Source organism: Streptomyces sp. NBC_01233, from assembly GCF_035989305.1.
Classification (GTDB): domain Bacteria; phylum Actinomycetota; class Actinomycetes; order Streptomycetales; family Streptomycetaceae; genus Streptomyces.
Window position 1 is genome coordinate 8,966,373 of record NZ_CP108514.1, and the last position, 14,417, is coordinate 8,980,789.

The window sequence follows — 14,417 nt, forward strand, 5'->3', positions numbered from 1 at the left end:
TCTTTTCGTCGTTCACCGTGCGTCGTCCCCGTCCGAGAAGCCGAACTCTTCGTCGATGATTCCGAACATGTCTTCGAGATTCGCCTCGGCGAGTTCGTCGCCGGTGCGATCGGTGGTTCCGGCGCTCTCCCACCTGCTGAGCAGCGTGCGTAGGCGGTTCTTGATCTGAGTGCCCTGAGCGTCTGTCGGCTCGATGGCCCCGAGCGCGGACTCCAGCCGATCGAGCTCGGTGAAGACGGCATCAGGAGTGGATGGCTCGTCTCCAGGCAGCAGCCGGGAGCTCAGGTGGTCGTACAGTGCGGCGGGCGTGGGGTGGTCGAAGACCAGCGTCGCGGGTAGCCGAAGTCCTGTGGCGGTGTCGAGCGCTCCTCGGAACTCGACGGCCATCAGCGAGTCGAAGCCGAGATCGGTGAAAGGCTTGTCCATGGAGATCGCCTCAGCGGAGCCGTGCCCCATCACCGCGGCCATGCGGCTGCGGATGACGTCCGTGAGCCGGTCGCGCCGCTCCTGCGGGGGGAGTCCCCGCAGCACGTCGGCGAGTGACACGCTCGCGGTGGCACTCGCCCGTGCCCGTGAACGGACCAGGTTCCGCATGACCGGCGGGAGCATCTGCTCGGCCGCACGGCGCTGCAGAGCCGCCTTGTTCAGCGGCAGGGGCGCGACGAACGGGCCGCCCGCCGTCAGCGCAGCGTCGAACAGGGCGGTGCCGTCGGCCTCGTCGATCAACTCGATGCCAGTGCCGGCCAGCCTGTCCCTGTCCGTCTTGCCGCGCGCGCCGGCCATGCCGGTGTCCCACATGCCCCAAGCGAGGCTGATACCGGGACGCCCCGAGGCCGTACGGTGGTGCGTCAGCGCGTCGAGATAGGCGTTGGCGGCGGCGTAGTTGGCCTGGCCGGGCGAGCCGAGGGTGGCGGCTGCGGAGGAGAACATGACGAAGGCCGTGACGTTGTGGTGTGCGGTGAGGGAGTGCAAGAGCCAGGCGGCGGTGGCCTTGGGAGTGAACGTCCGTTCCAGTCGCTCACGGGTCTGGCCACTGAGCGTCGCGTCGTCGAGGGTGCCCGCGCAGTGGACGACGACGAGCGGAACATCGGTCGGAATCGTGGCGACGGCCTCGGCGATCTGGTCAGGGTCGGTCAGGTCGCACGCCACCTGGGTGACGAGCCCGTCCCCGCCTGTCGGATCCACGGCGTCGCCGTTCCGGCTGAGCAGACGCAGATCACGTACACCGTGCTCGTGTGCGAGGTGGCGGGCGATGATCGTTCCAAGTGCGCCGGAGGCTCCGGTGAGGAGAACCGTGGCGTTCGCCCAGCTGGGGCTCTCGTGGGTGCCGGTCACCGGTACGAGGCGCGGGACGTGGGCTTCTCCGCGGCGCAGTGCCATCTGTGCTTCACCACTGGCCAGTGCGTCGGGCAAGGCGCTCCAGGACCTGTCGTCGCCGTCGACGTCCACTATCACCAGGCGCCCGGGAAGTTCGGCCTGCGCCGCACGGACCAGACCCCAGATCGCCGCACCCGAGGGTGCCGGGACGCTGCCACCGCACGCGACCGCGTTCGTCGTGACGACCACCAGGGTCTGCTCCGAAGACCAGGCCCGTATGTGTTCTAGCACCGCCGCGGAAGCGGTGAGCGCGGCGGCGGCGTCCGGGTCCTGACCCTGCTCGGCCCGGAGGACGACGTGCGTGGCGCTCCCCTGGTCGGCGGCACCGTGGTCCGCCAGGACCGGACCGTCCGGCTTCGCAGTGGTCCCGAGCGGAAGCCAGGCCAGCTCGTACAGCGAACGCGGCGCAGCACCGGCGATCTGGTCACGCGGGACCTCGCGCATCACCAGACGCTCGATCGTTGCGACCGGGCTCCCCGCCGCATCGGCGATGTGCAAGCTGACCGCATCCGTACCGGCGGGTGAAAGCTGGGCACGCAGCACCGGGGAACCGGTCGCGTGGAGTGTGACGCCGTGCCAGGAGAACGGGAGCCGCGCACGACCGTCTTCACCGAACAGCCGGCCCACACCGACGCCGTGCAGCACGGAGTCCAGCAGACCGGGGTGCATGCTGAAACCATCGGCGTGCATGAGCGCACCGTCCGGTAGCCCCACCTCTACGAAGACGTCCTCGCCCGTCTTCCACGCCGACCGCAGCCCCTGGAAGAACGGGCCGTAGTCGAGCCCCGCCGCTGCGAACTCCGCGTAGATGTCGTCCAACGCGATCTCTACGGCATCCGACGGCGGCCAAACCGTCAAACCCCGCCCGGTGACGTGACCTGTACCGAGTACGGCCGTCGCGTTCTGGTGCCACTCGGAGTCGTTCCCGTCGAGCCGCGAGTGGACGGTCACCACTCGGCGGCCTGCGTCATCCGGTGGCGCCACGGCGAGCTGAATCTGCACCGCACCGGTCTCCGGCAGCACCAGCGGGCGCTCCAGCGTGAGCTCGTCGAAGCCTTGCAGCCCGGTCAGCTGAGCGGCATGCAGAAGAAGTTCGACGAAACCCGTGGCCGGGAACAGGACCTTGCCCATGACCGTGTGGTCTCCGAGCCACGGCTGCGACGCCAGCGAGAGCCTGCTCCCCAGGACGAACCCGTCCCTGTCCGCGAGTTGCACTACCGAGGTCAGCAGAGGGTGCCCGGAGAAATCGCCGCGGCTCCGTGCTGCCGTATCGCGTGGCCAGTAGTGGTGGTGTTGGAAGGGGTAGGTGGGGAGGGGTGTGGTGTGGGGGTGGGTGTGGTTGTAGTAGGTGGTCCAGTTGGGGTTGGTGCCTTGGGTGGTGAGGTGGGCGAGGGTGGTGGTGATGGTGTGGGTTTCGGGGTGTTTGTGGTGGAGGGTGGGGTGGGTGTTGGTGGGGAGGTGGGGGGTGAGTGTGGTGTTGGGGCCGATTTCGAGGTAGGTGGTGTGGTTTTGGTTGGTGAGGGTGGTGATGGCGTCGGCGAAGCGGACGGTGTTGCGGGCGTGTTGGATCCAGTAGTCGGGGGTGGCCATGGTGGTGGGGGTGATGGGTTGGCCGGTGAGGGTGGAGATGAGGGGGATGGTGGGTGGGTGGTAGGTGAGTTGTTCGAGGGTGGTGCGGAATTCGTTGAGGATGGGTTCCATGAGGGGGGAGTGGAAGGCGTGGGAGACGTGGAGTTGTTTGGTGTGGTGGCCTGTTTGGCGGGCTTGTTCGGTGATGGTGTTGACGGCGGTGGTGGTGCCGGAGATGACGAGGCTGGTGGGGCTGTTGATGGCGGCGATGGCGATCTGGCCGGTGTAGTCCTCGAGGAGGGGTAGGACGTCGGTTTCGGGGAGGTTGATGGATGCCATGGTGCCGTTGGGGGGGAGGGTTTGCATGAGGCGTGCGCGGGTGGTGATGAGGGTGGCGGCGTCGTTGAGGGTGAGGATGCCGGCGATGTGTGCGGCGCTGATTTCGCCGATGGAGTGGCCGGTGAGGGTGGTGGGGTGGATGCCCCAGGATTCCCAGAGTCGGTAGAGGGCGGTGTGGAGGGCGAAGAGGGCGGGTTGGGCGTATTGGGTTTGGTTGATGAGTTCGGGGTCGGTGTTGTTGGTGCCGAAGATGATGTCGTGGAGGGGGTGGGGGAGGTGGGGGTCGATGGCGGCGCAGGCGGTGTCGAAGGCGTCGGCGTAGGCGGGGTAGGTGTTGTAGAGCTGTTGGCCCATGGCGTGGCGTTGGGTGCCTTGGCCGGAGAAGATCATGGCGAGGCGGTTGTTGTCGGTGGCGCGGCCGGTGATGACGGTGGGGGCGGGCTCGTTGTTGGCGAGTGCGGTGAGTCCGGTGCGCAGGGTGTTGAGGGTGCTGCCGGTGATGACGGCGCGGTGTTCGAAGGTGGTGCGGGTGGTGGCCAGGGCGTAGGCGATGTCGAGGGGGTTGCTGTCGTCGGTGAGGTGGTTGGTGAGGCGTTGGGCTTGTTCGGTGAGTGCTTGAGGGGTCTTCGCGGACAGCACCCAGGGCACCACGGGCAGGGTGGTCGGTGTGGTGGGGGTGCTGGTGTCAGCTTCTTCGGTGTCGTCGGTGGGGGGTTGTTCGATGATGATGTGGGCGTTGGTGCCGCTGACGCCGAAGGAGGAGATGCCTGCCCGGCGGGGGTGGTTGGTGTCGGGCCAGGGCTGGTTTTCGGTGAGGAGTTCGACGGCGCCGGTGGTCCAGTCGACTTCGGTGGTGGGCTGGTCGACGTGGAGGGTGCGGGGGAGGACGCCGTGGTGCATGGCCTGGACCATTTTGATGATGCCGGCGGCGCCGGCGGCGGCTTGGGTGTGGCCGATGTTCGATTTCACCGATCCGAGCCAGAGGGGTGTTTCGCGGTTTTGGCCGTAGGTGGCGAGGAGTGCTTGGGCTTCGATGGGGTCGCCGAGGCGGGTGCCGGTTCCGTGGGCTTCGACGGCGTCGATGTCCGCCGGGGTGAGGCCGGCGTTGGCGAGTGCCTGCTGGATGACGCGTTGCTGGGAGGGGCCGTTGGGTGCGGTGAGTCCGTTGGAGGCGCCGTCCTGGTTCACGGCGGATCCCCGCATTACGGCGAGGACGGGGTGGCCGTTTCGGCGGGCGTCGGACAGCCGCTCGAGGAGGAGGAGTCCTATGCCTTCGCCCCAGCCGGTGCCGTCGGCGGAGTCGGAGAAGGCCTTGCACCGTCCGTCCGCCGAAAGTCCGCGTTGGCGGCTGAATTCGATGAAGGTGGTGGGGGTGGACATGATGGTGACGCCGCCGGCGAGGGCCATGGTGCATTCGCCGTTGCGTAGTGCTTGGGCTGCGAGGTGGAGGGCGACGAGGGACGAGGAGCAGGCGGTGTCCACGGTGACCGCCGGCCCCTCCAGCCCAAGGGCGTACGCCACTCGACCGGAGATGACGCTCGTCGTGTTGCCGGTGAGGAGATATCCCTGGGTGCCCTGGACACCATCACCCAACAGCGAGACGTAGTCCTGGCCGTTGCCGCCGATGAACACACCGGTCCGGCTCCCACTCAGCGTGCGCGGGTTGATCCCGGATCGTTCGAACAGCTCCCAGGCGGATTCCAGCAACAGCCGCTGCTGCGGGTCCATTGCCAGGGCTTCGCGGGGGGAGATGCCGAAGAACTCGGCGTCGAACTCCGCCGCGTCGTAGAGGAAGCCGCCAGAGGTGGTGACGCTGCTGCCCGACGTGTCCGGCGCCGTGTCGAACAGAGCGCTCAGGTCCCAGCCGCGGTCGGTGGGGAACGGTGATATGGCGTCGCTGCCCTCGCGTACGAGGTTCCACAGGTCCTCGGGAGTGCGCACGCCTCCCGGGTAGCGGCAGCTCATGCCGACGATCGCCAGGAGCTCGTCGGTTTCGGCAGCAGGTGTGTGCGCGGGTGCCACAACGTGCTGCTCGTCGCCGAAGTGGGACGCCAGGTGGGACACGAGTTGCTGTGGTGTCGGGTGGTCGAAGACGAGGGTTGCGGGCAACGTGACCCCGAGCATGCTGCTGAGCCTGCCGCGCAGTTCCACGGCGGTGAGCGAGTCGAAGCCCATGTCGCGGAACGCGCGGTCGGTCTCGACATCGCCGGAGGTGGCGTGCCCGAGTACCGCCGCCGCTTCGGTGACGACCGTGGTCAGCAGCCAAGCTCGCCGCTCGTCCGGGGCGAGCGCGGACAACCGATGACGCGGCCCGATTTCCGCTTGCTCGTCCTCAACGGGCGCGAAATCGGACAGTAAGGGGCTGGGGCGGGTGGAGGTGAACGTGGGAAGGAAGACATCCCACCGTACGTCGGCGACGGTGACACACGTCTCCCCCTTGTGGAGGACGTGTTCCAGCGCCGAGACCGCCAGCTCCGGTGACATTGCCGGCAGTCCGCGTCGACGCGCGAACTCCCCGGCCTCCCCCACGGCCATCCCGCCTTCGGCCCATGGCCCCCAGGAGACGGAGGTCGCGACCAGGCCCCGGTCCCGGCGCCGCTGCGCGAGCGAATCGAGGTAGGCGTTGGCGGCTCCGTAAGCTGCCTGCCCGCCGGTGCCCCAGACACCCGAGACGGACGAGAACAGGATGAAGGCGTCGAGCTTCCGGTCGGTGGTGAGCTCGTCGAGGTGCGCGGCACCGGCGGCCTTCGCTCCCACAATCCGGGCGAACTCGCCGATTCCGGTTTCCTCCAGGGAGGTCAGCTGGCCGACACCGGCCGTGTGGACGACGCCGGTCAGCGGCCGGTCCTCGGGAATCGTCGCAAGCAGGTTCGCGAGCGCAACGCGGTCGGTGACGTCACACGCGGCTATGGTCACGGCCGCGCCCAGGGCGGTCAGTTCCGCCTCCAGTTCCGCGACGCCCGGAGCGTCCGCGCCACGGCGGCTCACCAGCAGCAGGTGCTCGGCTCCCTTTCCCGCCAACCAACGGGCCACGTGGGTGCCAAGTGCTCCGGTCCCGCCCGTGATCAGGACGGTGCCGCGTGGGGTCCACTCGGCGCCATCGCCGCCATGCGGAGCCGGGGTCAGCCGACGGGCGAACACTCCAGAGGCACGCAGGGCGAGTTGGTCCTCGGCGGACCGATCGGCGAGCAGGGTGAGCAGGCGCATGAGCGCGCGCCGGTCGAGCGACGCGGGCAGGTCGATGAGGCCGCCCCAGCCCTGGGGCCACTCGAGGGCGACCGCGCGGCCGAGACCCCATACCTGGGCCTGTGCCGCGGAGCCCAGCCTCTCAGAGCGTCCGGTCGCCACCGCGCCGCGGGTCAGGCACCACAGCGGAGCGGAGAACCCGACAGCCTGAAGCGTCTTGACCAGGGCGACCGTGGCGGCGAGTCCGCGCGACAGGACCGGGTGCACCTCATCGGGTTCGTCGTCGAAGGCGAGGAACGAGAGCACACCGGTGAGGTCGGCGCAGTCGCCCACCTCGGTGCCGTGGACGACCCGGAGTTCGGCACCCCCGTCGCGCAGGGCGGCGAGCACTGCCTCCACGACAGGATCGTCACGATGGCTGGCCGGCACCACTGCGAGCCACGATCCCGCAGGCGGCCGGGGCGTGTTGGAGGCAAGCGGAGTCCAGGAGACACGGTACTGCCACGAGTCCACGACGGACTGTTCACGCTGGCGGCGACGCCACTGGGCGAGTGCGGGGAGGGTCGCCGTGAGCGCTTGGTCCGGTATCCGCAGCGCCTCGGCCAGTACCGCGAAGTCCTCGCGCTCGACGGCCTCCCAGAACTGGGAATCGGACCCGGTCGTGGCGGTGTCTACGGCTTCGGACGAGGTCTGCTCGAGCCAGTAGTGGTGGTGTTGGAAGGGGTAGGTGGGGAGGGGTGTGGTGTGGGGGTGGGTGTGGTTGTAGTAGGTGGTCCAGTTGGGGTTGGTGCCTTGGGTGGTGAGGTGGGCGAGGGTGGTGGTGATGGTGTGGGTTTCGGGGTGTTTGTGGTGGAGGGTGGGGTGGGTGTTGGTGGGGAGGTGGGGGGTGAGTGTGGTGTTGGGGCCGATTTCGAGGTAGGTGGTGTGGTTTTGGTTGGTGAGGGTGGTGATGGCGTCGGCGAAGCGGACGGTGTTGCGGGCGTGTTGGATCCAGTAGTCGGGGGTGGCCATGGTGGTGGGGGTGATGGGTTGGCCGGTGAGGGTGGAGATGAGGGGGATGGTGGGTGGGTGGTAGGTGAGTTGTTCGAGGGTGGTGCGGAATTCGTTGAGGATGGGTTCCATGAGGGGGGAGTGGAAGGCGTGGGAGACGTGGAGTTGTTTGGTGTGGTGGCCTGTTTGGCGGGCTTGTTCGGTGATGGTGTTGACGGCTGTTTTGTCGCCGGAGATGACGAGGCTGGTGGGGCTGTTGATGGCGGCGATGGCGATCTGGCCGGTGTAGTCCTCGAGGAGGGGTAGGACGTCGGTTTCGGGGAGGTTGATGGATGCCATGGTGCCGTTGGGGGGGAGGGTTTGCATGAGGCGTGCGCGGGTGGTGATGAGGGTGGCGGCGTCGTTGAGGGTGAGGATGCCGGCGATGTGTGCGGCGCTGATTTCGCCGATGGAGTGGCCGGTGAGGGTGGTGGGGTGGATGCCCCAGGATTCCCAGAGTCGGTAGAGGGCGGTGTGGAGGGCGAAGAGGGCGGGTTGGGCGTATTGGGTTTGGTTGATGAGTTCGGGGTCGGTGTTGTTGGTGCCGAAGATGATGTCGTGGAGGGGGTGGGGGAGGTGGGGGTCGATGGCGGCGCAGGCGGTGTCGAAGGCGTCGGCGTAGGCGGGGTAGGTGTTGTAGAGCTGTTGGCCCATGGCGTGGCGTTGGGTGCCTTGGCCGGAGAAGATCATGGCGAGGCGGTTGTTGTCGGTGGCGCGGCCGGTGATGACGGTGGGGGCGGGCTCGTTGTTGGCGAATGCGGTGAGTGCCCGCAGGCGCTCGGGGGTGTCGCCCGTCACGAGTACGGCTCGTTCGGCCAACGCTGTGCGGGTGGTGGCCAGCGAGTAGCCGACGTCGAGTACTGAGGCGTCCTCGGGCAGTTCGGCGGCAAGGCGCGCTGCCTGCGCGCGCAGTGCCGCCTGATCCCGGCCGGAGAGCAGCCAGGGGATGACCGGCAGGGTGGTCGGAGCGGCGGGCTGCTCGGCCGGCTCCTCAACGGTCTCGGGCACCTGTTCCAGGATCACGTGTGCGTTCGTGCCACTCACACCGAATGCCGACACACCCGCCCGGCGAGGCCGGTCGGTGTCCGGCCACTGCCGCTCTTCAGTGAGCAGTTCCACGGCACCTGTCGACCAGTCGACGTGTGATGTCGGCTCGTCGACGTGCAGCGTGCGCGGCAGCACGCCGTGGCGCATGGCCATCACCATCTTGATCACACCCGCCGCACCCGCCGCGGACTGGGTGTGGCCGATGTTCGACTTCACCGATCCGAGCCAGAGGGGTGTCTCACGGTCCTGGCCGTAGGTGGCGAGGAGGGCCTGGGCTTCGATGGGGTCGCCGAGGCGGGTGCCGGTTCCGTGGGCTTCGACGGCGTCGACGTCCCCCGGCGTGAGGCCGGCGTTGGCGAGTGCCTGCTGGATGACGCGCTGCTGGGAGGGGCCGTTGGGGGCACTGAGGCCGTTGGAGGCACCGTCCTGATTCACGGCCGTGCCACCCACGATGGCGAGGACGGGGTGACCGTTTCGCCGGGCATCCGAGAGGCGCTCCAGTACCATGACGCCGGCACCCTCGCCCCAGCCGGTGCCGTCCGCCGCGTCCGAGAACGCCTTGCAGCGGCCGTCGGCGGACAGCCCGCGCTGACGGCTGAATTCCACGAACGCCGCCGGGGTCGCCATGACGGTCACCCCGCCCGCGAGCGCGAGCGAGCACTCACCGCTGCGCAAGGCCTGGGCCGCGAGATGCAGGGCGACGAGGGACGACGAGCACGCGGTGTCGATGGTCACCGCCGGCCCTTCGAGCCCGAAGGAGTACGCGATACGTCCGGAGATGACAGCGGTGGAGGCGCCGGTGAGGACGTAGCCTTCGGCGCTCTGGCCGGCGGCGCCCCCTACGTAGTGTGAGGTGGCGGCTCCGACGAACACGCCCGTCTGGCTCTCGCGCAGGTCCTCGATCGCGATTCCGGCCCGCTCGAAGGCCTCCCAGGAGATCTCCAGCAACAGCCGCTGCTGCGGGTCCATCACCAGCGCCTCGCGCGGCGAGATGCCGAACAGGGCGGCGTCGAAGCCGGCGGCGTCGACGAATGCCCCTTCCCGCGCGTACGTGGTGCCAGGACGGCTCAGCTCAGGGTCGTAGATCCCTTCGAGGTCCCAGCCCCGGTCAGTGGGAAAGTCCGACACGGCGTCACGGCCGTCGGCGATCAGTTCCCAGAGCCGCTCGGGAGTGTCGGCGCCGCCGGGGAAGCGACAGCTCATTGCGGTGATCACGATGGGATCGTCCGCGGCAGAGAGAGAGGCGTGGGCGACGGCCGACTGCGGCTCGGCACCGAGCAGCTGCCGCTTGAGCTGGGCCGCCAGGGATTCCGGCGAAGGGTGGTCGAAGACCACGGTGGCGGCCAGTGACAGCCCGGTCGCCGTCTTGAGTCGGTTTCGCAGTTGAACGGCGGTCAGAGAATCGAAGCCGAGGTCCCGGAACGCGGTGTGCGGCGCCACCTCTCGCCACTGCGTGTGCCCGAGCACCGAGGCGGCCTCGGTGCGCACGAGGTCGATGAGGGTGCGATCCTGCTCACCGGCGGTCAGTGAGGACAGGCGCTGCCGCAGGCCGCCTTCGTCGGCTGCCGTCTCGTCCCCGGCGACACCGTCCAGTGCGGCACGCGCCTCTGCCAGGTCGTTGATCAGCGGCTGGCGACGGGCCGAGCTGAGGGTCGGCGCGAAACGCTCCCAGGCGATGTCCGCGACCACGACGGTGGTGTCGTCGATGTCCAGCGAGCGCCGCAGAGCCTCGACCGCCAGAACCGGTTCCATCGCAGGCAGACCGATGCGCCGCAGCGACTCCGCAGCAGCGCCCTGGGCGGCCATGCCGTCGCCACCCCAGGTGCCCCACGCGATCGACAGCGCGTGCAGGCCGCGGTCACGGCGGTGCCGGGCGAGCGCGTCGAGGTAGGCGTTGGCCGCAGCGTACGCGCCCTGGCTGGCCCCGCCCCACACCCCGGCGCCGGAGGAGAACAGCACGAACGCGTCGAGCTCGACGTCTGCGAACGCCTCGTCGAGGTTCCGCGCCCCCAGGGCCTTGGCAGCGTACGCCTCTGCCAGCAGCTGGGCCCCGGTGTCCACGAGTGACGCGGTGGTGCCGACACCCGCCGTGTGGAATACGGCCGTCACCTCCTTGCCGGTCGTGGCCAGCAACTCCGTCAGCGCTTCGCGGTCGGCGACGTCGCAAGCGACGACGTCCACCCGGATACCGGGAGACCGCTGCTCCAGATCCGCCAGCAACTCGGTGACGCCGGAGGCCGCAGGACCCCGGCGGCTGGTGAGTACGAGATGGCTGACGCCGGTGCTGGCCAACCACTTCGCGACATGCGCCCCCAGGGCTCCCGTCCCACCGGTGACCAGTACCGCACCCGACGTGTCCCAGGTCTTTTCCGAGGAGGCGGACGGCGTGCGAGCCAAGCGTCGGCTGAACACGCCTGAGGCGCGCACCGCAACCTGGTCCTCGGACGTGCCGGCCAGCACGGCCGCCAGCCGGGTTGTCGCCCGCTCGTCGGGCTCTTCCGGTAGATCGAGCAGTCCACCCCACCAATCCGGGTGCTCCAGCCCCGCCACCTGCCCGAGCCCCCAGACCCCGGCCTGCTCCGGCGTCCTGATGCGGTCGGACTGGCCGACGGAAACGGCGCCGGACGTCGCACACCAGACCGGTCCGGCCAAGCCCGTGCCCGCCGCAGCTTGCAGCAATGCCAGAGTGTCCTCTGCCGGGCGAGCGCCGAGCGCGAGCAGGGACAGGACACCGCCCGTGTACTCGACGGCGGTGATCTGTGTGGTCAGGCCCTCGAGGGTGGTGACGTCGGCCCCGCCCAGTACTGCACGCGCCGCGGCGACCCACGGAAGATCGGAGTGGTTGTCCGGGGCAACCACTAGCCACCTGCCGTCCGGCGCCGACTTGTGGGAGCCAGGCTGCGGGCGCCAACTGATCTGGTACCGCCATGCGTCGACTGCGGAGCGAGTGACCTGGCTGCGACGCCAGTCCGCAAGCAGAGACAGTGCCGGGCGCAGCTCCTCTCGGCGGTCGCCGGCCGCGAGCATCGTCGCCAGCAGGTCGACGTCCTCGGCTTCCACCGTCTGCCAGAACTTCTGCTCCGTCTTGTCCTGCGGGGTGACGTTGGGCAGGCGTTCCGGTCCGTCGAGCCAGTAGTGGTGGTGTTGGAAGGGGTAGGTGGGGAGGGGGGTGTGGGTGGTGTGGGTGGTGTGGTGGGGGAGGTGGGTGGTCCAGGTGATGGGGAGGCCGTGGGTCCAGGCTTGGGCGGCGGAGGTGAGGAGTCGGGTGTGGGTGCCGTCGTGGCGGCGGAGGGTGCCTTGGACGTGGGCGGTGTCGGAGGTTTCTTGGATGGGGGCGGTGAGGACGGGGTGGGGGCTGGGTTCGATGTAGGTGGTGTGGCCGTGGGTGAGGAGGGTTTGGATGGTGGGGTGGAAGCGGACGGTGTTGCGGAGGTTTTGGTACCAGTAGTCGGGGGTGAGGTCGGTGCCGTTGAGGGGGGTGGCGGTGACGGTGGAGTAGAAGGTGGTGTGGCCTTGGTGGGGGGTGATGGGGGTGAGGGCTTGGTGGAGTTGGGTTTTGATGGTTTCGACGGCGGTGGTGTGGGAGGCGTAGTCGACGGGGATGCGGCGGAGGTGGGTGCCGTTGTTTTCGAGGGTGGTGAGGAGGTTTTCGAGGTCGTGTGGTGGGCCGGCGATGACGGTGGTGTTGGGGCCGTTGAGGGCTGCGATGTCGAGGGTGGGGTGGTGGGTGAGGTGGGTGTGGAGGGTGTCGGCGGGGAGGGAGATGGAGGCCATGGCGCCCTTGCCGGCGAGGTGTTGGGCGATGATTTGGCTGCGGAGGGCGACGATGCGGGCGCCGTCGGTGGGGGTGAGGATGCCGGCGACGCAGGCGGCGGCGATTTCTCCTTGGGAGTGGCCGATGACGGCGTCGGGGTGGATGCCCATGGCGTGCCAGGTGTCGGCGAGGGCGATCATGACGGCCCAGAGGGCGGGTTGGACGATGTCGACGCGGTCGAGGCTTGGAGCGTTGGGTTCGCCGCGTAGTACGTCGGTGAGGGACCAGTCGATGTAGGGGGCGAGGGCGTCGGCGCTGCGGGCGATTGATTCGGCGAAGACGGTTGAGGTGTTGAGGAGTTCGGTGGCCATGCCTTCCCATTGGGAGCCTTGGCCGGGGAAGACGAAGACGGTTTTGCCGGTGGGTTCTGCGGTGTCCTGGATGGTGGGGGTGGTGAGTCCGGTGCGCAGGGTGTCGAGGGTGCTGCCGATGATGACGGCGCGGTGTTCGAAGGTGGCGCGGGTGGTGGCCAGGGCGTAGGCGATGTCGAGGGGGTTGCTGTCGTCGGTGAGGTGGTTGGTGAGGCGTTGGGCTTGTTCGGTGAGTGCTTGGGGCGTCTTCGCGGACAGCACCCAGGGCACCACGGGCAGGGTGGTCGGTGTGGTGGGGGTGCTGGTGTCAGCTTCTTCGGTGTCGTCGGTGGGGGGTTGTTCGATGATGATGTGGGCGTTGGTGCCGCTGACGCCGAAGGAGGAGATGCCTGCCCGGCGGGGGTGGTTGGTGTCGGGCCAGGGCTGGTTTTCGGTGAGGAGTTCGACGGCGCCGGTGGTCCAGTCGACTTCGGTGGTGGGCTGGTCGACGTGGAGGGTGCGGGGGAGGACGCCGTGGTGCATGGCCTGGACCATTTTGATGATGCCGGCGGCGCCGGCGGCGGCTTGGGTGTGGCCGATGTTCGATTTCACCGATCCGAGCCAGAGGGGTGTTTCGCGGTTTTGGCCGTAGGTGGCGAGGAGTGCTTGGGCTTCGATGGGGTCGCCGAGGCGGGTGCCGGTTCCGTGGGCTTCGACGGCGTCGATGTCCGCCGGGGTGAGGCCGGCGTTGGCGAGTGCCTGCTGGATGACGCGTTGCTGGGAGGGGCCGTTGGGTGCGGTGAGTCCGTTGGAGGCGCCGTCCTGGTTCACGGCGGATCCCCGCATTACGGCGAGGACGGGGTGGCCGTTTCGGCGGGCGTCGGACAGCCGCTCGAGGAGGAGGAGTCCTATGCCTTCGCCCCAGCCGGTGCCGTCGGCGGAGTCGGAGAAGGCCTTGCACCGTCCGTCCGCCGAAAGTCCGCGTTGGCGGCTGAATTCGATGAAGGTGGTGGGGGTGGACATGATGGTGACGCCGCCGGCGAGGGCCATGGTGCATTCGCCGTTGCGTAGTGCTTGGGCTGCGAGGTGGAGGGCGACGAGGGACGAGGAGCAGGCGGTGTCGATGCTGACGGCGGGGCCTTCGAGGCCGAAGGTGTAGGAGATTCGGCCGGAGGCGATGCTGGCTGCGCTGCCGTTGCCGAGGTGTCCGGCTGCTTCTTCGGGGGCGTGGGTGAAGCGGGCGGCGTAGTCGTTGTACATGATGCCGGTGAAGACGCCGGTGCGGCTGCCGCGTAGTGAGCGTGGGTTGATGCCGGCACGTTCGAAGGTTTCCCAGGAGGTTTCCAGCAACAGCCGCTGCTGGGGGTCCATCGCCAGTGCCTCGCGGGGGGAGATGCCGAAGAGGCCGGCGTCGAACTCCGCTGCGTCGTGCAGGAACCCGCCCTCACGGCAATAGGTGGTACCCGGGACGTCTGGGTCGTCGCCGAAGAGGTCGGACAGCGGCCACCCGCGGTTCTCCGGGAAGAAGGAGACGGCGTCGACGCCGGAGGAAACCAGGTTCCATAGCTCCTCCGGTGCGGTCACCCCACCGGGGTAGCGGCACGCCATCGCCACGATCGCGATGGGCTCGCGATCGCGGTTCTCCACCTTTGCGAGCTGTTCCTTCGTCCGCTGAAGGTCAGTCGTGACGCGCTTGAGGTAGGTGAAGAGCTGCTCTTCCTGCGTCATGCATTACCACCTGTGGTTCGTTTGCTGTGGGAGGGGGC

1 protein-coding gene is annotated in these 14,417 nt (G+C 68.7%); it reads right to left on the bottom strand.

What is annotated here, in order from left to right:
• Positions 1-12: 12 nt before the first annotated feature.
• A complete protein-coding gene (locus OG332_RS41700; RefSeq protein WP_327418326.1) occupies positions 13-14,379 on the bottom strand; it encodes a type I polyketide synthase in 14,367 nt (4,788 codons plus the stop codon).
• Positions 14,380-14,417 lie beyond the last annotated feature (38 nt).

Coding starts and splice junctions, on each gene's coding strand:
- OG332_RS41700 (WP_327418326.1), bottom strand. CDS start 14,379: ATGACGCAGGAAGAGCAGCTCTTCACCTACCTCAAGCGCGTCACGACT.